The sequence below is a fragment of the Vibrio chagasii genome (genome assembly GCA_041879415.1).
Lineage (GTDB): Bacteria > Pseudomonadota > Gammaproteobacteria > Enterobacterales > Vibrionaceae > Vibrio.
Genome location: CP090851.1, coordinates 2,362,279 through 2,383,321, shown reverse-complemented (window position 1 = coordinate 2,383,321; position 21,043 = coordinate 2,362,279). Strand labels below are relative to the sequence as shown.

Genomic DNA, 21,043 nt, shown 5'->3' with positions numbered 1-21,043 from the left:
AAGAAGGCGATATGAGAAATATCGCCTTTTTTGTTTGTATTGACTGTGGTTTAAGTCAGTAATCTAATCAAAACGACTTAAAACTCATGTGTAAAATTAAATTTACACCAAATGTTTTTTATTGTTTACGCTTGCAATCGTTTTTGTAGCTGTTATTGTGTTTTTAAAGATTGTTAACCCAAATGGAAATGTTGGGTGTAAAAATAAATATACAGGTTGAGTTATGCAGAAAAGTGAATTAAGCAATGTCAATATTATCGACGAACAGGTACTGATTACTCCTGAGGAGTTAAAAGCAAAACTGCCTTTGAGTGATAATGCTCGTCGTTTCATTCAAGAGTCTCGTCAAACTATCGCAAACATCATCCATAAGAAAGATCACCGTATGCTAGTTGTATGTGGCCCTTGTTCTATCCATGATGTTGAAGCGGCAAAAGAGTACGCGAAACGCCTAAAAGCTTTATCTGAGCAACTTAGCGATCAACTGTATATTGTTATGCGTGTTTACTTTGAAAAGCCTCGTACTACGGTGGGCTGGAAAGGTTTAATCAACGACCCTCATCTAGATGGTACTTTCGATATTGAGCATGGTTTGCATGTAGGTCGTGAGCTACTGGTTGAACTTGCTGAGATGGAAATTCCATTGGCGACAGAAGCGCTAGACCCAATCAGCCCGCAATACCTAGCAGATACATTCAGCTGGGCAGCGATCGGCGCACGTACAACTGAATCACAAACTCACCGTGAAATGGCAAGTGGTCTTTCAATGCCAATCGGCTTCAAGAATGGTACAGATGGCAACCTCGGCACAGCAATCAATGCGATGCAGGCGGCTTCTTCTAGCCACCGTTTCATGGGTATCAGCCGTGAAGGTCAAGTTGCACTACTAACCACTCAAGGTAACCCAAATGGCCATGTTATTTTACGTGGTGGTAAGCAAACGAACTACGATTCAGTATCCGTACACGAATGTGAGCAAGAGCTAGGTAAGTCAGGTTTAGAAGCGGCACTGATGGTTGACTGTAGCCATGCTAACTCTCGCAAAGATTTCCGTCGCCAGCCTCTGGTTGCTGAAGATGTGATTCACCAAATTCGTGAAGGTAACAAGTCGATCATCGGCCTTATGATTGAAAGCCATATCAACGAAGGAAACCAATCTTCTGATATACCTCTCAATGAGATGAAATACGGCGTTTCAATTACCGACGCGTGTATCAATTGGGACACAACTGAGGCACTATTGAAACATGCACATACGGAACTAGTCCCGTTCTTAGAGAACCGTTTGAAAGGTTAGTCAGAGTTTAAAAGTTAAGTGCCTCATCTAATGGGGCATTTTAAGATCTGTTGCTAACGAAATCGGCGTTGGTACGGGCTTATAGATTAGTAAGGAATAAAATGGCCGTTGAACTGAACGAATTACGCGACCAAATTGATGCTGTCGATAAACAAATGCTGGATTTACTGGCTCAGCGACTTGCTCTCGTTGAGAAAGTTGGTGAAGTGAAAAGTGAACATGGATTACCTATTTATGTGCCGGAGCGTGAAGCGGCAATGTTGGCGTCTCGTCGTCAAGAAGCAGAAAAAATAGGGGTTCCACCACAGCTCATCGAAGATATTTTGCGTCGAACTATGCGTGAATCTTATGCTAGCGAAAAAGACTCTGGTTTTAAGTGTCTCAACCCAGAATTGCGTTCAGTGGTTATCGTTGGTGGTAATGGTCAGCTTGGTGGCTTATTTGGCCGCATGTTTAAGCTTTCTGGCTATGAAGTGAAAGTCCTTGGTAGCCAAGATTGGGATAGAGCCGATGAAATCCTAGACAACGCAGGTCTTGTGGTTGTTACCGTTCCAATTCATTTAACGGAAGGTGTGATTGCGAAACTTGGTAACTTGCCAAGCGATTGTATTCTTTGTGATTTAACATCGATCAAATCAAAGCCGCTACAAGCAATGATGAATATGCACCAAGGTCCTGTTGTTGGTTTACACCCTATGTTTGGCCCTGATGTACCAAGCTTAGCGAAACAGGTGATCGTTTACAGTGATGGGCGTGGTTCTGAAAGCTACCAATGGCTACTGGAGCAATTTAGTATCTGGGGTGCGAGCCTATGTCAGATGGATGCTGCTGAGCATGATCACGGCATGACTCTAATTCAAGCACTTCGCCACTTTACCTCTTTTGCTTACGGCCTACACCTAAGCAAAGAGAACCCGAACATCGACCAGCTTCTGAAGCTTAGCTCTCCAATCTACCGTCTAGAGATTGCGATGGTTGGCCGTCTGTTTGCTCAAGACCCGAATTTGTACGGTGACATCATTCTATCTTCAGATGAGAACATTGAGATGATTCGTCGCTTCCACCGTTGCTTTGGTGAAGCACTCGAGATTTTAGATGGAAAAGATAAAGCCAAGTTCGTTGAGAGTTTTAACCAGGTGAGTGACTGGTTTGGTGACTACTCACAGCAATTCTTGCAAGAGAGTCAAAGCCTGTTAAAACAAGCACATGACTCGATTCATCGCGGTTAATAGCTGTTTGAAAATAAAAAAAGAGCGACCATTTGGTCGCTCTTTTTGTTTGTGTTGAATGCTCGTAATGCATTTGGCCTATGGTAGGAAAAATGCTTTTGGATCATCATGGGCTAAACGAATACGCCTAGTTAGTTGCGATGGGCGCTTTGTTATTTTCGCTCGATACTCGGTTATCTTCGCTGGATACCGTATCGATCGTTGAACTGATGTAAGGCACGTTGGTTAGGTTGATCTGCAAACGAACCACATTGTCAATCAGTTGAACCAGTGGGCCCCATTTCACCTTTTTCTCTTTCTCAAACACGTAATTGAAGTTCTCTGGTGTCCAATCCATCAAGTATTGAGGGTTCAATGAGCGGCCAAGGAAGCGTACTTCATAATGCAGATGCGGCCCAGTTGAGTTACCTGAGTTACCACAGCTCGCAATCACATCACCTTTACTGACAAACTGACCGCTGCGAACTTTGAATTTTTGCAGATGCGCGTAAGAGCTCATGAAGCCGAAGGAATGGCGCATAGTGATAAAGTTACCGAAGCCTTTCTTGCTTGGACGAACCGTTTCAATCACACCATCTGCAGGCGCTAAGATATCTTCGCCGCGCTTACAAGTAAGGTCGATACCAGTATGGTTGTGGCGTTTGCCGGTAATTGGGTTAGTACGGCGACCGTAAGAAGACGAGATACGTTGATAAGCCATCGGACTATCATTAGGAATTAAGCGGAACATGGTAGCTCTTACCGCTGAATCGACTGCCGCAGCATCAATACGGTCTTCTAATGAAACTTCATCGGTGTGTAACTCTTCATCAGCCAGGCCAAGAACGGATTCCACATCGAATACACGCTTACCGAGTAGCTGAATCGTACCTTCTTTCTCAGTTAATGCTTGAGATAGGTTATGGTTGGTTTCAACTTGTTCCGCGTATAAAAACTCGGTTTGCTCTTTTTCAACAATCAGAGTTTCAATTAACTCTTGTGCATCACCGGCTTGTGCAGCCAGCTTGTTTTTACTCTCAAAGTGCATGTAGGTCGCACCACCAATCAACATTGGTACTGAGAGCAGGGAAGTCATGCATAAGAGTACGGCTTTTCGACCGAAGTAAAACGTCTGTTCCCCTTGGCTTGAGGGAATAGTAATGGAAACTTTTTTAGACATGGTTCTGTATTAACTAAATGCTTCTAATAGAAAAAGGGTAATGGAGACACTATTCCTTGCCTAAGTCGGTAAGGTGTTCAATCTCTCTATAAAGCAGTTCATCGTCACCAACGTTAAGCTCAACAAGGCGCTTAAGGTGGCTGATACTATCAATATCTAAATGCTCTATGCGTAAACGCATTGAGGTATTGATGGTAGACACTATCGTTGCTTCTAACTGAATATTGATATCGCTGTTGGCCAACTTAAAGCTAACGTGAACAGGACTATCTTGGCTGAATCGTTGTAATTGACCGCATTGAATGAGTAAACCATGGAGAGACAAGTCTTGCACTGAGCCAGATGCATTTATGTGTTCTTGTGAGATTTCAGTCGGAACTTGATAAATAACTCGTGAAAATTGACGTCTTTCAATCATAAGTATTCTCTCTATATCGATACGTAATACGTAAGCCAGATATATCAAAGGCCGCTATTATCGCGGCCTTTGTTCAAAATACAAGCTTATTTACTTAGCAATACGTTTGTACTTGATGCGGTGTGGTTCTGCCGCTTGTGCGCCCAGAGTCTTCTTCAGCCACTCTGTGTACTCAGTATAGTTACCTTCGTAGAAGTTAACTTGACCTTCATCACGGTAGTCTAAGATATGGGTCGCAATACGGTCTAGGAACCAACGGTCGTGCGAGATAACCATTGCACAGCCAGGGAACTCAAGCAGTGCTTCTTCAAGAGCACGTAGCGTTTCAACGTCTAGGTCGTTGGTCGGCTCATCTAGTAGCAGTACGTTACCGCCCGCTTTTAGTAGCTTAGCTAAGTGAACACGGTTACGTTCACCACCAGAAAGCTCGCCGATGATCTTCTGTTGGTCGTTGCCTTTGAAGTTGAAACGAGAGCAGTATGCACGTGCTGGGATTTCGAAGTTGTTGATCTTAATGATATCAGCGCCTTCAGAGATCTCTTGGAATACAGTCTTAGTGTCGTCCATGCTGTCACGGAACTGATCAACAGAAGCAAGCTTAACTGTTTCACCTAGTTCAACCGTACCTGAGTCTGGTTGCTCTGCGCCGCTTAGCATCTTGAATAGTGTTGATTTACCCGCACCGTTGGCACCTACGATACCCACGATAGCACCCTTAGGCATGCTGAACGATAGGTCATCGATAAGAACGCGGTCACCGTATGACTTAGTTAGGTTCTTAACTTCAAGAACTTTGTCACCTAGGCGCTCACCTGGCGGGATGAACAGTTCGTTGGTTTCGTTACGCTTCTGGTATTGGCCAGTTGTTAGTTCTTCAAAACGAGCCATACGAGCTTTAGATTTAGCTTGACGACCTTTAGGGTTTTGACGAACCCACTCAAGTTCTTTCTCGATAGTCTTTTGACGTGCGCTTTCACCAGCTTTCTCTTGCTTTAGACGCTCATCTTTTTGCTCTAGCCAAGACGTGTAGTTACCTTGCCATGGGATACCTTCACCACGGTCAAGCTCTAGAATCCAACCAGCAGCGTTATCTAGGAAGTAACGGTCGTGGGTAATCGCCACAACAGTACCGCTGTAGTCCACAAGGAAGTGCTCTAGCCATGCAACTGATTCTGCATCCAGGTGGTTCGTTGGTTCGTCAAGAAGCAGCATGTCTGGCTTCTCTAGAAGTAGACGACAGATAGCAACACGACGACGCTCACCACCAGAAAGGTGTTCAATCTTAGCGTCCCACTCAGGAAGACGAAGTGCGTCTGCAGCGCGCTCTAGAGCAGCTTCTAGGTTGTGACCGTCTTTTGCTTGGATAAGCGCTTCTAGTTCGCCTTGCTCTTTTGCTAGTGCATCGAAATCTGCATCTGGTTCAGCGTAAGCCGCGTAAACTGCGTCGATACGTTTAAGTGCGTCAGCAACATCAGAAACCGCTTCTTCTACGATTTCGCGAACTGTTTTTGATTCGTCTAGTACAGGCTCTTGAGGTAGGTAACCTACATTAAGGCCTTGTTGTGCACGAGCTTCGCCATCGATATCAGTATCAATACCAGCCATGATACGTAGTAGGGTAGATTTACCTGAACCATTTAGACCCAAAACACCGATTTTAGCGCCAGGAAAAAAGCTAAGAGAAATGTCTTTAAGAATTTGACGCTTAGGTGGAACAGTTTTGCTCACCCGAGACATGGTATATACGTATTCAGCCATTGCCGATCGATCCTAATTATTGTTCAAAATTGTTAGCTATTTTATACCAATATCCCTAAAGATGTTACTCCTAGGAAAGAAAAGCCATTCTTGAACGAATCCTTACTTACTATTGTCACATTGGTTATTAAAACTATATTTAATATGCTTCTTAGATGAAGTGTTAAATATTAATAATATTTACACTCAATTCCTTTACATTTTATGTGATGTCGGGCGTAAATAGATTTCACGTATTCATACACGCACTAAGGAAAGAGCGAATGTTTTTCCGAATTGGTAATACGAAGGTTGCTGTGGCTGCATCGGCAATCTTGTCTTCAGTTTCACTGGCCCCAATGGCTATGGCTAGCAATGCCTCAGAGTTAGAAATGCAGCGTGATGTTTATGATAGAGCGCAAGAGGTTTTAGACAACCGTGATCTAAAAGCTTATTCAGCACTGCGCAGTAAAATTCAAACATACCCTCTCACGCCTTACACCGATTATCGTGCTTTTCTGATCGGTCTTGGAGATCGCACTCCGGCGGAAGTGGATGCGTTTATTGAAGAGAACAAAGCCCTGCCATTTTCTAATCGTATGCGAGCACCATATTTAGATATGCTGGCGTCTAGAAAACAGTGGCAAACCATCCTTGAGTTTCAGACCAAAGAGCCGGTGGGTGAAAAGTACCAATGCATCTATTACCGAGCGAACTATGAGCAAGGTAATCAAGAACTGGCTTTTAAAGGGGCGAAGCAGCTTTGGTTGAGCGGCGATGGTGTTGATGACGCTTGCGACCCGCTATTTAAGAGTTGGGATCAAGCTGGCTTAAGAACCGATGAGCTGATTTTAGAGCGTATGCTGTTAGCGTTTGAAGGGCGTAACGGTAAGCTGATGACCTATCTGATCAAGCAATTGGATCATGATGAGTCAATTGCTCAAGCTAAGCAGATGAAGGCGTTATACAACAAGCCTGAAAATGTGCTCACGTTCGCGAAGAAGTATCCAGCCAATGAGTTTTATCAAGCTCAAACGGAGTTTGCTTTTAAGAAGCTCGCAAGAAAATCGGCTAGCAGTGCCCAAGAAGTATTCGATGGTGTCATCAAGGCCCAGAAATTTTCTGAAGAGAAATCTCAAGAGCTCGCGGATTACCTGACTTTCCGTTTAATCAATACCGATTCTGAAGAGTTGATGGAGTGGCGAGACGAGATGTTGATGAGTTCGTCGAAACAAGTCTTACTCGAACGTCGGGCCCGTTTGGCTATTCAGCATGCCGATTGGACTGGATTGAAAGAGTGGATTGCCCGCTTAGACGACAAACACCAAGCGTCATTGCGCTGGCAATATTGGCTAGGCAGGGCTGAAATAGCAACAGGTGATACTGAAAAGGGTAACCAACGTCTGTCTGATATTTTAGGTCAGCGTAATTTCTACAGTGTTGCGGCGGCAAAGCAGTTAGGTAAACCGATTCAATATCCAACCTCTACGTTGAAATACAACCCAGAAACAGTGAAGCCTTTTAGTACTTCGTTGACTCGTATCGATGAACTTATCACTCGCGATAAAATTGCCGCAGCCAAAAGTGAATGGCGCTGGCTACTGACCAATGCAGATAAAGAGCAAAAAGAGATGTTGGCTGCTTACGCTGCAACACAGCGTTGGAATCACTTCACTGTCGTTGCCAGTATTTCAGCGAAAATGTGGGATAACATTGCATTGCGTTTCCCGGTCGCTCATAAGTGGTGGTTTAACTTCTACGCAGAGAAGCATGATATTGACCCAATCACCTTGATGTCTCTAGCAAGACAAGAGAGCGCGATGGACTCTGAAGCTCGTTCTCCTGTTGGTGCTCGCGGTGTTATGCAAATTATGCCAAAGACAGCGCAATACACGGCGAACAAGCACAAGATTAAGTACAAGGGTAGCGATGATCTTTACGATGTCGGCAAGAATATCGAAATTGGCAGCCACTACTTAGATGGCTTGCTTTCTCAATATGATAACAACCGTATTTTTGCTTTTGCTGCCTACAATGCAGGACCAAGCCGTGTGAAACAGTGGCGTTCTCGCAGTGATGAAAAACTTGATGCCTTCGCTTTCATTGAGATGATTCCATTCAAAGAGACACGTGGTTACGTTCAGAACATTTTAATGTTTGAGACTTACTATCGAGACATCTTGGGTGAGCAGGGTGAGTTTTTGGCTCCCCATGAGGTGAAAACTAAATACTAGAAGCCGATAAGACCTAAAACTGAGTGACAATCGAAGGCAGTGAGTGCGAACCATTTCCGCTTACTGCCTTTTTACATTGGATCACATCAAGTATTTCGGTATAAAGTGGTAAACGCTTTCAATCGATAAGCGACTCTTTAAAGTCTGAATTTAAAAGTAAGTGTAGAGATATGGCATCACAACCTGAATATGATAACTGGCAACAACTCATGGATTTAGTTAAGACAGCGGTTGAGAAAGATCAGCATGAACTGTTGTTGACCATGATGATGACGCCCGATGAGCGAGATGCTCTGGTTGCTCGAATTAATATTTTTTGTGAGCTAATGAAAGGTGAAATGTCTCAAAGACAAGTAAGCCAGATGTTGGGAGTCGGCGTGGCAACCATCACCAGAGGCTCTAATGAGCTCAAGGCAAAATCAGAACAAGAGAAAGCGGTTATTGCCGATCTGCTGCTTAAGTAATACTGGGCTTAAGCTATCACTGAATAGTGAGAGTGCGAATTGAAAAAACGCTAACGGATAGTTAGCGTTTTTTAGTTTCTAGAGCTTGCAATCGAACTGCTAGAGAGCTTGAGAAGCATTCATTGGTTAAGCTGGGAAATGTTCAGGGTTCACAAATGGGATCAGGGCTAAGATTAACGCTTGATGATAGACCGAGCTACGTGAAAGCTGGTTATGTGTCAGTAAACCAATTGCTCCACCTTTTTGCTTGATATTGTCAGTACCAAATACTTCATCCATCACATCCCCGAGTTCGTTAGCGTACTCTAGCTTCTCCAGAACAGCTGGTGGCAGCATCAGGCTTGCCGAGCGAGATTCTCCACGTTGACCATTTGATTCAATCACCATCCATGCAAAGGTGACACCGCCTTCGATTCCCGCTTCTAACCCGACATAGAAATCCGCATTAGGCTGCTGTTGTGTCGCATTGTGTACACGGTTCACTGCACCTTGATAGGTCTCATCATTACTCATAGGCTGATCGGCAACACCACTTGGCACACTTACACCCGTGAACTCAAACTCGGTGTTGGGAAACGCAGAGACAAAAGCACTTTTGACAGCATTGATCTTAGCGGGATTTAGCGAGGCGATGATGACAGATTTCATGTATTCGATTCTTATAGTCGTTTGATTCAGTTGGTACGTGTTAATCGTTCTGTTGGTGCTTAAATCGCTGTTGGTGTTCGTGATACCAATCATTTAGCTCATTGAGAGGCATAGGCTTACCAAAGTAGAAGCCTTGCAGCATGTCGCAATGCGCGTCTTGTAGCCATTGGTGCATCTCTTTGGTTTCGATACCTTCAGCAGTCACGGTTTTGCCTTGCGCGTGACACAGTCCGATCACAGGCTTAACTATGTTCTGATTGTCTGTTTCGATCAAGGCTTCCAAGAAACCTTTATCCAATTTGATTTTTTGCGTCGGGTACTCAACCAATTGAGTTATGGATGTGTAGCCCGAACCAAAATCATCAATAGCTAATCGGTAGCCCATTCGAGCGAGTTCGTTGAGTAGCGGAAAGCCATGCGAATTTGAATAGAAGGTCTCGGTGATTTCAAAATCAATCAAGCTTGGTGGAATGCCATTAATCTTGGCATGTTGCTCAATGAAATCTGCGAGGTGCGTAGTCTCTATCCCAGCCGAAGATAGGTTGATGGACAGCTGAATTGAGTGATCAAATTGAGCCTGAAGCTGATGGAAAGAAGCAAAGGCATTCTCGATAACCCAGCGATCGACGAGTTCGAACAGCCCTGTTTGCTCAGCAATTGGAATAAACTCATTGGGAGCTACTGTACCAAGCTGTTCTGACTCCCAACGTAGCAGAACTTCAACTCCAATTACGTGGTGCCCTGCAGCGTCCATATATGGCATGTAAACGAGTTTAAACTCTTCATCAAAGTTCTGATCTCTCAGAGCTCGCTCAATATTGGCTTGACGTTGAATGGTTTTATCCAAGTCTAACGAGTAATCCGCGAACTGATTCTTACCAGCATGTTTCGCTTGGTACATGGCGGTGTCCGCGTTTGAGAGTAGTTTCTCGATGGTATACCCATCATTTGGATAGGTCGCGATACCAATACTCACTGTGATTGGAAAGCTTCCTGAGTCGGTGATAAACCCTTTTTGTAGCGGAGCTAGTAACTTTTCCGAGAGCTGATGCGCAATATTGTCGGCATTCGCTGGGGCATTGATATAGATAACAAACTCATCGCCCGACAAGCGCGCAGGCATGCAGTGAGCGTTGTCTCTTTCTTGATATTCACTACAGAGCTTTGTGATGCGCTCAGCAAAGGAGACGAGAATCGAGTCCCCAATTTGGTGTCCGTATTTGTCGTTCACAAACTTGAAGTTGTCTAAGTCGAGATAGAGCACCCAGGTATTGGTTTTCGAGTCAGGGGCTGGAAGAGATTGCTGAACAAACGACTGAAATTGTAGTCGGTTGGGGATCTGGGTCAGTTGGTCATTCTCTGCCAACACTTTGGTTTGTTGGTAGGTATTGTCGAGCTCTTGATACATGTCGTAAAAGCGTTGTGATAAGCGGCCTAATTCATCATTTGTACCTAAGCGTTCAATGTTCTTTCTTTGCTTTTTTTCGACCTGTTGCAGCTGCTTATCCAAACGTGTGATTGGATTGATTACACAGCGAGATAAAAGCATGAGCAATAAGCCCATACTGACAAAAGCAGAAAGAGCAAACGACACGCTGAGCTCATTCCAGATGGATTTGAGTTTGTTGTCCAACAAAAAATGAGCAGGGTCGAGTGTTGCGTAAAATTCAGGCCCTAGCTTTACTGATTGAGTTAAGCCATTCCCTAGGGATATCGGCTCATCGGTAAAGAAAAGGCTGGTTTGATAGTCAAACTCTATCTGTTTTCGTAGTGAATTAAACTTATCGAGAGAAACAGATACTACGAGAAAAAACACATCGTTGAGTTGTTCGCTTATCGGAGCTGAAACGCTCTCTTTATCGAGTACTTCATAGTGAACAAGCACACCTTCACCTTGTGAGTTTTGGATGTAGTCAGTACCCGAACTTGTGCGTTTTTCTTGGTATTGATGTTCAACGAACTCTAATACTTTAGGGTCCATCTCTGCAAAGGGATCACGGCTATTTTCGGCGTAATAGCTGACAGTGCGATCACTGTCTAGCAGAGCGAGTCCGGTAAAGCTGTCGTCGCCATCTTGCAACAACTTGACGGTTTCGTGCAGGTCATCGATGAGTGCGAGTTCTTGGCTAGGGTTCTCTTCAGCCAAGAAGAAGCGTTTAATCATGTCACTTTTAGTGAGCGCATAAGAATAGCTATTAAGAAAAGAGCGTGACTGGCGAAAGTGCCCGGCCAGTTTTTCCATGCTTAATTGTAGAGCGTTATCTTCGCGTTTGATGAAACTGTTTTTTTGAGTCGAGTAGATGATATAGCTGGAAGCCGCAGTACTGATCAGTATTACGGGGGCAATCAGAAGTAATATTTTCGTACTTAGCTTCATGGCTATTCACAACATGGTTTATAAATTTGAGCGCGTAAGTTTATGTTACTTAGGGTGAGCTCGCTATTAATTACACGTTGTACGGTGCTTTCCTGTGAAGGCGGTAAGGTTTTGTCTTTATTGATAAAAAAGCCACTAATGAGTTTTCTATTAGAAAAGCGTAGGGCTACTTGGAGGGGAGGTGGTGTAGAACGGTAAACTAGTTTTAAGTATTTGGCCTACCGTAGGCCAAATACTTATAGTTAGCTGAAAGCGTTATTCGTTCTCGGCTATGACAGCTTAACCTGAGTCGCTTTGATGTTTTCGCTTGGGTAGCAACCAAGGACTTTTAAGTGGCGAGTAATGGCCGTCAACTCTGTGATCGCTTGCTGCATATTGTCCGAGTCTAGATGTGCTTCTAAGTCTACATAGAACATCTCTTCCCAAGGGTTACCCATAATCGGACGAGACTCTAGCTTAGTCATGTTGATACCTAAGCGTTGCAGAATCAGTAGTGTCTCTACTAATGAACCAGCCTCTTGTGAAGTCGACATAATTAGTGTCGTCTTGGCTGGGATTTGCGTTGATACTTCAACTGGCTTGCGTGCTACCACGATGAAACGCGTGTGGTTCTCTGTTTGGTTTGCAATGTTACCTTGGATTGGCTGAAGCCCGTAAAGCTTACCGCTCGATGCGTTACCAATCGCTGCGACATCATCACCGTCCAGATCTTTCACCTTTTTCATAGCGTCAGCTGTGCTGGCACAAGACTCAAGGGTGACATCTTTAAGACGGCTCAAGAACTCACTGCATTGCTGGTGAGGTTGTGGGTGCGAATAGAGGGTTTTGATGTCTTCTAAACGGATATCATTCTTAGCAACTAGGCAGTGCTCAATGGGTTGAGATAGCTCACCAACGATATAAAGCGTCGTGTGTTGAAGCAGGTCGTACACTTCGTTGATTGAACCTGAGCTGGTGTTCTCAATCGGTAATACGCCGTAATCTGCATGTCCCGACTCAACTGTTGAGGCAACTTCTTTGAAATGGCTACAGTTTAACTCAATCAACTCCATATTCTTGCGGCTGAAGTATTCACGGCTTGCAAGGTGCGAGTAAGAGCCTTTAGAACCCAAGAATGCCACGCGAGCCAAAGGCTTACGGCTTTGTGGATTTGCGAGGTTTTGTAAGTATGACTGTTGAAGTAGAACTGAATCTTCAATGATGGTGTGAAACAGCTTAGTAATGTACTGAGCATCCAATTCGTATTTGTCTTTACCGTTGTTAATCAGCTTAACCAACAGTTGTTGTTCTCTTACTGCATCACGAACTGGTTTTGATGTCTCTACCTTGCTTTTAGCAACTTCGATGCTTAGCTTGCGACGTTCTGAAAGTAGCTTCAGTAGTTCGTCATCTAAATCATTAAGACGAAGGCGGATATCATCCAGTGAAATTGAGCGGTCAGTCATAAATGTGTCCTTATAAAAAAGCCTCCCTAGTTTGGGAGGCTTCTTGTTCGTTTTTGACTTGTTTTTCTAAAACGACTTAGCCTCCGATTTACGGAAGAAAAAAGAAGTCAAAAATAAACAAAGATTGAGTTTGCATAAAAAGTGATTGTTTTATGAATGTTTAAACACAATAAGCAAGCGAGCTACGAGCGTCAAGCAAAAAAATAGCGCCCTGAGGCGCTATTTTTTAATCTGTTATCTTTCCTTATTCTACTTCAGCTTCTAGCTCTTCGATTTCAGGCTTTTCAGCGCGGCGCGCTTCTGGTTTATGGCGTAGCTTGTTCAGTTGACGCTCTAGTTTTTGTTCTACTTCGTTGATAGCAACGTAGAGGTCGTCATGGATTGATGAAGCTACAAGTTGTCCTTTTGGTACAGTGATTACCGCTTCAAATTTCTTCTTCTTGTTTGGCTCTTCACTAAAGCTCGCTTGGCAACCAATGATGTCTACTTGCCATTTATCCAGCTTTTTAAATTTGCTTTCTATGTGATCACGGATTGCAGAGGTAATGTCGATGTTTTTACCAGTGATGTTCATTTTCATAGAAGTTTTCCTCTGTTGTATCCCTCATGGGTTAACTTCAGATTACGACTTTTGGAAATTGATAATGTGATCTAGATCTTGTTTTGGTTGGGTGGAATGAGCATTAAAATCAAATGTGATCTTACGCAAGTCTTGATATCTTTTTGGCGAAAAATGCTTGTTATCCTTATGAAAAACGATAACTTGGAGGCAAGGCTTCGCTAAAAATTAAATCAGTTTTTAGGGGCGTCTTGCAGCTTACAGAAAGTGTTTGATGGATATTTATCCAAAAGCATTTTGTGATCCAGAGCACGTGATACATATCGCTAGGTAAGCTTCTTCAAAATTAGACAAACAAAAGCCGCATAACTTTGCTTATGCGGCTTTTGTGTTTTTAGCTTTACTCAATGTTTTTTCTTGCCGGATTCAAGTTTAAAGTCGCTCTAATCATTTGTTTTGAGCAATCTCGCTGTGCCGTTCTCTCTAATAACATTGATTGCCTCTAGTTGTTTATAAATGACGAAGTAGCGATTGATATTGGCAACGTAGGTGACAGGCTCTTTACTGACGTATTTACGCGTAATGATCTCTACGTTTTTAAACCAGATGTTTGGGTTGTAGCCTTTCTTCTTCGCAAGGTTCCTCATCTTCCTGATTTTAGCGGGGCCTGCGTTGTAGGAGGCGAGAGTAAAGTAAAGCTGGTTATCTGGAGTAATGGCTGGGTCATCAAAATATCTATCTTTAATGAAGCGCATGTACTTTACGCCAGCATGGATGTTGTTATCGACGATGTGGATATTCTTGATGTTGACGTTTTTGTCTCTCGCAGTGCTAGGGAGAACCTGCATCACTCCGATAGCACCTCGGTGGGAGACTCTGCTTTGATCAAGGCCAGACTCTTGGAAGCCTTGCGCAGACATCATCAAAGGATCGAATTCATACTTACTCGAATACTTTTCAAAAACATCCGCCAGTTTAGCAACACGATCGACTTTATTCGGGTTGAGCGCACGACCTAACCAACGAGTGTTATCGATGTATTTCTTATAGATCACGTTCCCAAGCAGCGTGCCTGTCCGAGCGGTCTTAACGTATTTGTTTATCTCTTTCTTTAGCTGAGGGCTGTCTTTTCTTAATGCCCACGCTATTTGACCATTTTCGCGCAAAGGTAAGTCGTGATGGACTTGAATGTTTTCCATCATATCGATCCAGAGTTTCGCTTTGTGACTGTCCAGAATCGTACCTTGTATATAGCCTTGGTTAACGAGTTCGATCAGTTCATAGTCTTGCAGTGATTCTTCGATGAAGTGGACATGCAGTGGCGGTAAACCCAGTTCGTTAAGTTCTTTATTGACCCTTTGTACGCTTTCGAAGTAACTAGAGCTTGCTCGAATCCATACTTCCTTACCACTGAGTTGCTTGATCTCGGTAATTGGTTCTAAGTTCTTACCTGTGATAATGAGCTCTTTGCCGTCTTTAATCATAGGATCTGAAAAGTCGATCACCTTTAATCGCTTATCGGTTACGGTCAGGTTTGCAACAGCAATATCGCCATAGCCTGACCGTAAAGAGGGGAGAAGGTCATCTCGTTGCACAGGAATAATTTGAACGTTCAGGTAAGGGTGTTTCTTACGAAGACTTTTTTCGAAGTGATAAAGCATCTCGGCAACGATGCCTTTGGGCTTGCCATCTTCTATATAGTAGAAGCCGAGGTCAGCAGAGACCAACACCCTCACCGTTCCTTTGGTTTTGAGTACATCGAGGTCCCCCATGTAAGGCTTATTGCTTAATGGCGAGAGTTCTAATGCGTGGGAAAATTGGCTAAATAGCACGATCCCAATAAATAATAACAACCTACTCACACCCACACTCCATGTTGATGTTTTGTTAAAAGTTATTTATTGAAGATACCGTGTATTGTGCGATTCATCAAGTTCGTGGAATGGGTTTAAAAAAAGCGCGCTAGTAAATTAGCGCGCTTTTTTAGTCATAAAAGGAATGGTTGGCTAAGGTAGTGGGTTTAGCTCAATCAAGGCTTCTGTTCTTTGAACTGCATCCTCAAGGCCAAGCTGTTTGTAAGCCTCTAGCTGAATTTTTAGAGACTTACGCGCAGCGATGGTATCTGGGTAAGTCTTTTGCAATTCTTGCGTTCTATTGATTGCAGCAATCCAAGCTTCACGACGCAGATAGAAATCTGCCGTTGCTAGGTCGTAATCTGCCAAACGGTTTTTAAGTGCGAACATGCGTTTTTGTGCATCTTCTGCGTAAGGGCTTGCTGGGAAGCGCTCTAGTAGTCGTTTGAAATCAGCAAAAGCGAGTTTTACTGGTTCAGGATCTCGGTCGCTACGGTCGATATTAAAAATATCGTGCATAAAGTTTCTGTCTTGTGCCATGTGCGTTAGGCCGCGCATGTAAAGAACCCAGTCTTGTTTTTCGTGAGTTGGGTTTAAACGCAAGAAACGTGAAATGGTCGCTAGGCCAAGCGCTAGGTCATCATTTTTGTAGTAAGCGTAAATCAGGTCTAGCTGTACTTGTTCAGAATAGGCGCCGAAAGGGTAACGAGAGTCTAGGGCTTCTAGCTTTTCAATGGCTGAAAGCCAGCTACCACTTTGCAGCGATTCTTGCGCCTCAGAGTAGAGAACCGATGGCGGTACATCTGGCACTATCTCTTCGGTACTTGAACAACCAGCCAAGAGTGATACGGCTAATAGACCCGCTAAAGTAAGGTGTTTCATGTCAGGCGTCGATTCCTTGAATTAAATATTTCGTAAGCTTCCGTTACTTTCTAACCAGTAACAGATACAATGATGCAATTATTCTATTTTATCCATACTAATGGGTATTAGTCTCACGGTTTTTAAAAAAGTTCGATATGGCTCAGCAGATCACATTAACAGACACAGTAAAAAGCAGCCAGTTAGGTCAACGTTTAGACCAAGCTGTCGCTGAACTATTTACCGATTTTTCTCGCTCTCGTATTAAAGAGTGGCTTCTTGACGGCAAAGTCCAAGTGGATGGCGAAGTTATTACCAAGCCACGCGTTAAGGTTATGGGCGGAGAAGAGATCATCTTACAAGCTGAACTTGAAGATGAAGAACGCTGGGAAGCACAAGATATTCCTCTAGACATTGTCTTTGAAGATGAACATCTACTGGTGATCAACAAGCCACGTGATTTTGTTGTTCACCCAGGAGCAGGTACGCCGGATGGAACCGTGCTAAACGCGTTGCTGCACCACTACCCACAAATCGCTGAAGTACCTCGTGCAGGTATTGTTCACCGTCTCGATAAAGACACAACAGGCCTTATGGTTGTTGCTAAAACAGTACCAGCACAGACTCGCCTTGTACGTGCATTGGCTAAGCGTCGTATTACTCGTGAATACGAAGCGATTGCAATCGGCAAAATGACCGCTGGTGGCATGGTAGAAAAAGGCATTAGCCGCCACGCAACCAAGCGTACTTTGATGGCTGTGAATGAAACGGGTAAGCCAGCGGTAACTCACTACCGCGTTGCTGAGCATTTCCGTGAACATACACGTATTCGTCTACGCCTAGAAACGGGTCGTACTCACCAAATCCGTGTACACATGTCTTACCTTCAGCATCCACTGCTAGGTGATATTGCATACGGCGGTCGTGCACGTATTCCAAAAGGCGCATCAGAAGAACTAACGAAGATGATTCGTGCTTTTGATCGTCAAGCACTACACGCGGTTATGCTTAAATTTGTTCACCCAATTACGGGTGAAGAAGTTGAGTTCCACGCACCTGTGCCAAATGATATGGTTGTGATGGCTGAAGCACTACGTGTTGATGCTCGCGATAACCTAGAAGAAGACATTTAATTATGTCGATGATCATCCCTAACTGGAACGCACCAAGTAACGTGAAGGCTTTTGCTTCGACGCGTGTTGGTGGTTTTTCTGCTGATGCATATCAAGGGCTAAACCTCGGTATGCATGTTGGGGATGATGCTTCACTGGTTGAACGTAACCGAATATGGCTTACGCAACACGCTAACATGCCCGCAGCTCCGGTATGGCTAAACCAAACACACTCGACTGATGTGGTTACGGTTTTAGAGCCTACAACCAATGTTCTCGATGCTGATGGAGCTTTCACCACTGCGCGTGGCGTGGTTTGTTCAGCTATGACGGCGGATTGTTTACCAGCGATTCTTACTGATACTAAAGGCTCTCAAGTTGCTGCAGTTCATGCCGGATGGCGTGGTCTTGCTGGTGGTATTCTTGAAAATGCAGTCGCAAAGTTTTCTAATCTCAGCTCTGACAATCAGATCATTGCTTGGCTTGGTCCTGCGATTGGCAAACAAGCCTTTGAGGTTGGTGATGATGTGTTAGAAGCTTTCGTTAGTTTTGACCCTCAAGCCAAGCTTGCATTTAAAGCGAAAACTGAACCTGGCAAATGGTTAGCGAACATGTCTCAGCTTGCTACACAACGACTGACTAAAGTGGGTGTTTCGCAAGTGACGGATTCGAACCTTTGTACTTTTGCCGATTCTGATGCTTTCTATTCTTATCGTCGAGATGGTGTTACTGGCCGTCAGGCTACCTTTATTTGGCTAGAGTAACGTTTAATAAGTGTCCGCTTTTATCCAGCGCAATTATATTTTTATATAAACTCTATTCTTCATTCCTATCCCTTGAAAATCTGCGTTACCGTATCCATCTTCTAACCATAAGATAAACATATCTAAGAGTAGGAAGGTTGGCATGCGTCTCGATCGATTCACTAGTAAATTTCAAATTGCGATATCTGATGCTCAGTCGCTCGCATTAGGTCGTGATCACCAATATATAGAGCCTGTACACCTAATGGTGTCGCTATTAAATCAAGATGGTAGTGCGATTCGTCCATTACTTACCATGTTGAATATTGATGTGGTTCAGTTGCGTTCAAAACTAAGCGAAATATTAGACCGTGTACCGAAAGTAAGTGGTATCGGTGGTGATGTTCAGCTTTCGAATGCAATGGGTACTCTGTTCAATCTATGTGACAAAGTGGCACAAAAGCGCCAAGACACATACATTTCTTCGGAAGTCTTCCTACTTGCCGCAATTGAAGATAAAGGCCCTTTAGGTAACCTGCTTAAAGAGCTAGGTCTTACTGAGCAAAAATTATCTCAAGCTATCGAGCAGGTTCGTGGCGGTCAAAAAGTTGATGACCCAAATGCCGAAGACCGACGCCAAGCATTAGAGAAGTTCACCATTGATCTGACTGAAAGAGCAGAGCAAGGCAAGCTCGACCCTGTTATCGGTCGAGATGACGAAATCCGTCGCACGATCCAAGTACTCCAGCGTCGTACTAAGAACAACCCAGTCATTATCGGTGAGCCTGGTGTTGGTAAGACAGCTATCGTTGAAGGTTTGGCTCAGCGCATTATTAATAATGAAGTTCCAGAAGGTTTAAGAGGCCGACGCGTATTGTCATTAGACATGGGCGCTTTGGTGGCTGGTGCTAAATACCGTGGTGAGTTTGAAGAGCGTTTGAAGTCAGTTCTCAATGAATTGTCTAAAGAAGAGGGTAATATCATTCTCTTCATCGATGAAATTCATACCATGGTCGGCGCCGGTAAAGGTGAAGGTTCTATGGATGCGGGTAATATGCTGAAACCAGCATTAGCTCGCGGTGAACTCCACTGCGTTGGTGCAACGACTCTTGATGAATATCGTCAATACATAGAGAAAGACCCTGCGTTAGAGCGCCGTTTCCAAAAAGTGCTTGTCGATGAACCAACGGTCGAAGACACGGTGGCGATTCTTCGTGGTTTGAAAGAGCGTTATGAACTTCACCATCATGTTGAAATTACTGACCCTGCCATTGTCGCTGCAGCAACACTATCTCACCGATATGTTTCTGATCGTCAACTGCCAGATAAAGCAATTGATCTGATCGATGAAGCCGCATCGAGTATCCGTATGCAGATCGATTCAAAACCTGAATCTCTGGATAAACTCGAGCGTAAGATCATTCAGCTTAAGATCGAGCAGCAAGCGCTGACTAATGAAAACGATGAAGCCAGTGAAAAGCGTCTTCGCACCTTACAAGCGGAGCTTTCAGATAAAGAACGCGACTTTGCTGAACTTGAAGAAGTGTGGAACGCTGAGAAAGCAGCACTATCTGGCACGCAACATATCAAATCAGAGCTAGAACAAGCTCGCATGGATATGGATTTTGCAAGACGTGCAGGTGATCTAAATCGAATGTCTGAACTGCAATATGGTCGTATCCCAGAGCTGGAGAAACAACTAGACCTTGCGACTCAAGCTGAAATGCAAGAGATGACCTTACTACGTAATAAGGTTACTGATGCAGAAATTGCCGATGTCCTATCAAAGCAAACGGGGATTCCGGTTTCCAAGATGTTAGAAGCGGAAAAAGAGAAGCTTCTAAAGATGGAAGGTGTTCTGCATAAGCGTGTTATCGGCCAAGGCGAAGCGGTAGAAGTGGTATCGAATGCGATTCGTCGTAGCCGTGCTGGTTTATCGGATCCGAATAAGCCAATTGGTTCTTTCCTATTCCTTGGTCCTACAGGGGTAGGTAAAACGGAGCTTTGTAAAACGCTCGCTAACTTCATGTTTGATAGTGACGATGCAATGGTACGTATCGACATGTCTGAATTTATGGAGAAACACTCTGTTGCTCGTTTAGTTGGCGCACCTCCGGGTTATGTTGGTTACGAAGAAGGTGGTTACTTAACTGAAGCAGTGCGTCGTAAACCATATTCAGTAATCTTGTTAGATGAAATTGAGAAAGCGCACCCAGATGTTTTCAACATTTTACTTCAGGTACTTGATGACGGGCGTCTAACCGACGGGCAAGGTCGTACGGTCGACTTCAGAAATACGGTCGTGATCATGACATCGAACTTGGGTTCTTCACGCATCCAAGAAAACTTCAATACACTTGATTATCAAGGCATCAAAAATGAAGTGATGGAAGTTGTCGGTAAACATTTCCGACCAGAGTTTTTGAACCGTGTTGATGAAAGCGTGGTATTCCATCCATTAGGCCAAGAGCACATTCAATTAATTGCTTCTATTCAGCTTCAACATTTAAGCAAACGAATGGAGGAGAATGGATATGAACTTGAGGTATCGGAAAAAGCGCTGAAGCTAATTTCTCAAGTTGGCTTTGATCCAGTATATGGAGCAAGACCTCTGAAACGAGCGATTCAACAAAGTGTCGAGAACCCATTAGCGAAAGCGATACTTGCCGGAAAAATTAACCCAGATAAAAAAGTGCAGTTATTAGTTAATAACGACAGAATTATTGCTCACCAGTAATTGGCGCCGAAACAATAGGTACGATTCGCTAAATTTAGGCTAAATCGTACCTATTTCGAACGCTTTGTATAAATACTATTCGAACAGTCGCCAGTGGCGGCTTTTTTTCGTTTTAAGCCTTGTGCACAAGATTATTCTCTCTATAATGCGCCTCCGTTGTCAGGGATAAC

Annotated in this window: 16 protein-coding genes and 1 other annotated feature; of the genes, 7 read left to right on the top strand and 9 right to left on the bottom strand. The window is 43.9% G+C overall.

Annotation, left to right across the window (positions count from 1 at the left end; translation table 11 throughout):
* The first annotated feature begins 223 nt into the window (after nucleotides 1-223).
* Complete coding sequence (locus tag L0991_10750) at nucleotides 224-1,297, top strand: 3-deoxy-7-phosphoheptulonate synthase (protein ID XGB61886.1); 1,074 nt, start codon at nucleotides 224-226, stop codon at nucleotides 1,295-1,297.
* Between the two features lie 101 nt (nucleotides 1,298-1,398).
* On the top strand, nucleotides 1,399-2,526 hold the full coding sequence (gene tyrA, locus L0991_10745; protein ID XGB61885.1) for a bifunctional chorismate mutase/prephenate dehydrogenase: 1,128 nt from the start codon (nucleotides 1,399-1,401) through the stop codon (nucleotides 2,524-2,526).
* Between the two features lie 127 nt (nucleotides 2,527-2,653).
* On the opposite strand, the gene L0991_10740 is transcribed toward tyrA, so the two are convergent.
* From L0991_10740 to ettA, 3 genes are all read right to left on the bottom strand, one after another.
* Nucleotides 2,654-3,685 carry a M23 family metallopeptidase gene (locus L0991_10740; protein ID XGB61884.1) on the bottom strand — a complete coding sequence of 344 codons (1,032 nt, stop codon included), beginning with the start codon at nucleotides 3,683-3,685 and terminating at the stop codon, nucleotides 2,654-2,656.
* 49 nt (nucleotides 3,686-3,734) lie between these two features.
* Nucleotides 3,735-4,103 carry a PilZ domain-containing protein gene (locus L0991_10735; GenBank protein ID XGB61883.1) on the bottom strand — a complete coding sequence of 123 codons (369 nt, stop codon included), beginning with the start codon at nucleotides 4,101-4,103 and terminating at the stop codon, nucleotides 3,735-3,737.
* A 90-nt stretch (nucleotides 4,104-4,193) separates the two neighbouring features.
* Nucleotides 4,194-5,861, bottom strand: a complete 1,668-nt coding sequence (ettA, locus tag L0991_10730) for an energy-dependent translational throttle protein EttA (GenBank protein XGB61882.1) — start codon at nucleotides 5,859-5,861, stop codon at nucleotides 4,194-4,196.
* A 263-nt stretch (nucleotides 5,862-6,124) separates the two neighbouring features.
* On the opposite strand from ettA, the gene sltY reads away from it, so the two are divergent.
* Nucleotides 6,125-8,074, top strand: a complete 1,950-nt coding sequence (sltY, locus tag L0991_10725; protein XGB61881.1) for a murein transglycosylase — start codon at nucleotides 6,125-6,127, stop codon at nucleotides 8,072-8,074.
* A gap of 170 nt (nucleotides 8,075-8,244) precedes the next feature.
* Nucleotides 8,245-8,538 (top strand): trp operon repressor, encoded by a 294-nt coding sequence (gene trpR, locus L0991_10720; protein XGB61880.1) that lies wholly within the window; start codon nucleotides 8,245-8,247, stop codon nucleotides 8,536-8,538.
* Between the two features lie 126 nt (nucleotides 8,539-8,664).
* Here trpR and yjjX read toward each other — a convergent pair whose 3' ends face one another.
* The 6 genes from yjjX to L0991_10690 all read right to left on the bottom strand — a co-directional run bounded on the left by yjjX (nucleotide 8,665) and on the right by L0991_10690 (nucleotide 16,302).
* Nucleotides 8,665-9,186, bottom strand: coding sequence for an inosine/xanthosine triphosphatase (gene yjjX / locus L0991_10715; GenBank protein XGB61879.1), 522 nt, complete (start codon nucleotides 9,184-9,186; stop codon nucleotides 8,665-8,667).
* Nucleotides 9,187-9,226: 40 nt separating this feature from the next.
* Complete coding sequence (locus L0991_10710; protein ID XGB61878.1) at nucleotides 9,227-11,563, bottom strand: GGDEF and EAL domain-containing protein; 2,337 nt, start codon at nucleotides 11,561-11,563, stop codon at nucleotides 9,227-9,229.
* Nucleotides 11,564-11,832: 269 nt separating this feature from the next.
* On the bottom strand, nucleotides 11,833-13,008 hold the full coding sequence (gene pheA / locus L0991_10705) for a prephenate dehydratase (protein XGB61877.1): 1,176 nt from the start codon (nucleotides 13,006-13,008) through the stop codon (nucleotides 11,833-11,835).
* A gap of 12 nt (nucleotides 13,009-13,020) precedes the next feature.
* Nucleotides 13,021-13,142, bottom strand: a sequence feature (Phe leader region).
* A 110-nt stretch (nucleotides 13,143-13,252) separates the two neighbouring features.
* Complete coding sequence (gene raiA, locus L0991_10700) at nucleotides 13,253-13,588, bottom strand: ribosome-associated translation inhibitor RaiA (protein XGB61876.1); 336 nt, start codon at nucleotides 13,586-13,588, stop codon at nucleotides 13,253-13,255.
* Nucleotides 13,589-14,010: 422 nt separating this feature from the next.
* Nucleotides 14,011-15,339 (bottom strand): lytic transglycosylase F, encoded by a 1,329-nt coding sequence (locus tag L0991_10695; protein XGB63889.1) that lies wholly within the window; start codon nucleotides 15,337-15,339, stop codon nucleotides 14,011-14,013.
* Nucleotides 15,340-15,573: 234 nt separating this feature from the next.
* The gene (locus tag L0991_10690) at nucleotides 15,574-16,302 is read right to left on the bottom strand and encodes an outer membrane protein assembly factor BamD (protein ID XGB61875.1); all 729 of its coding nucleotides are present in this window, start codon (nucleotides 16,300-16,302) and stop codon (nucleotides 15,574-15,576) included.
* A 137-nt stretch (nucleotides 16,303-16,439) separates the two neighbouring features.
* On the opposite strand from L0991_10690, the gene rluD reads away from it, so the two are divergent.
* From rluD to clpB, 3 genes are all read left to right on the top strand, one after another.
* Nucleotides 16,440-17,414, top strand: coding sequence for a 23S rRNA pseudouridine(1911/1915/1917) synthase RluD (rluD, locus tag L0991_10685; protein XGB61874.1), 975 nt, complete (start codon nucleotides 16,440-16,442; stop codon nucleotides 17,412-17,414).
* 2 nt (nucleotides 17,415-17,416) lie between these two features.
* On the top strand, nucleotides 17,417-18,157 hold the full coding sequence (pgeF, locus tag L0991_10680; GenBank protein ID XGB61873.1) for a peptidoglycan editing factor PgeF: 741 nt from the start codon (nucleotides 17,417-17,419) through the stop codon (nucleotides 18,155-18,157).
* A gap of 142 nt (nucleotides 18,158-18,299) precedes the next feature.
* Nucleotides 18,300-20,873: an ATP-dependent chaperone ClpB gene (clpB, locus tag L0991_10675; GenBank protein ID XGB61872.1), complete on the top strand. Its 2,574-nt coding sequence runs from the start codon at nucleotides 18,300-18,302 to the stop codon at nucleotides 20,871-20,873.
* Nucleotides 20,874-21,043: the final 170 nt, after the last annotated feature.

Excerpts from the sequence above, each read along its gene's own strand:
- L0991_10750 (XGB61886.1), top strand. The coding sequence starts at position 224 with ATGCAGAAAAGTGAATTAAGCAATGTCAATATTATCGACGAACAGGTA.
- tyrA (XGB61885.1), top strand. The coding sequence starts at position 1,399 with ATGGCCGTTGAACTGAACGAATTACGCGACCAAATTGATGCTGTCGAT.
- L0991_10740 (XGB61884.1), bottom strand. The coding sequence starts at position 3,685 with ATGTCTAAAAAAGTTTCCATTACTATTCCCTCAAGCCAAGGGGAACAG.
- L0991_10735 (XGB61883.1), bottom strand. The coding sequence starts at position 4,103 with ATGATTGAAAGACGTCAATTTTCACGAGTTATTTATCAAGTTCCGACT.
- ettA (XGB61882.1), bottom strand. The coding sequence starts at position 5,861 with ATGGCTGAATACGTATATACCATGTCTCGGGTGAGCAAAACTGTTCCA.
- sltY (XGB61881.1), top strand. The coding sequence starts at position 6,125 with ATGTTTTTCCGAATTGGTAATACGAAGGTTGCTGTGGCTGCATCGGCA.
- trpR (XGB61880.1), top strand. The coding sequence starts at position 8,245 with ATGGCATCACAACCTGAATATGATAACTGGCAACAACTCATGGATTTA.
- yjjX (XGB61879.1), bottom strand. The coding sequence starts at position 9,186 with ATGAAATCTGTCATCATCGCCTCGCTAAATCCCGCTAAGATCAATGCT.
- L0991_10710 (XGB61878.1), bottom strand. The coding sequence starts at position 11,563 with ATGAAGCTAAGTACGAAAATATTACTTCTGATTGCCCCCGTAATACTG.
- pheA (XGB61877.1), bottom strand. The coding sequence starts at position 13,008 with ATGACTGACCGCTCAATTTCACTGGATGATATCCGCCTTCGTCTTAAT.
- raiA (XGB61876.1), bottom strand. The coding sequence starts at position 13,588 with ATGAAAATGAACATCACTGGTAAAAACATCGACATTACCTCTGCAATC.
- L0991_10695 (XGB63889.1), bottom strand. The coding sequence starts at position 15,339 with ATGGGGGACCTCGATGTACTCAAAACCAAAGGAACGGTGAGGGTGTTG.
- L0991_10690 (XGB61875.1), bottom strand. The coding sequence starts at position 16,302 with ATGAAACACCTTACTTTAGCGGGTCTATTAGCCGTATCACTCTTGGCT.
- rluD (XGB61874.1), top strand. The coding sequence starts at position 16,440 with ATGGCTCAGCAGATCACATTAACAGACACAGTAAAAAGCAGCCAGTTA.
- pgeF (XGB61873.1), top strand. The coding sequence starts at position 17,417 with ATGTCGATGATCATCCCTAACTGGAACGCACCAAGTAACGTGAAGGCT.
- clpB (XGB61872.1), top strand. The coding sequence starts at position 18,300 with ATGCGTCTCGATCGATTCACTAGTAAATTTCAAATTGCGATATCTGAT.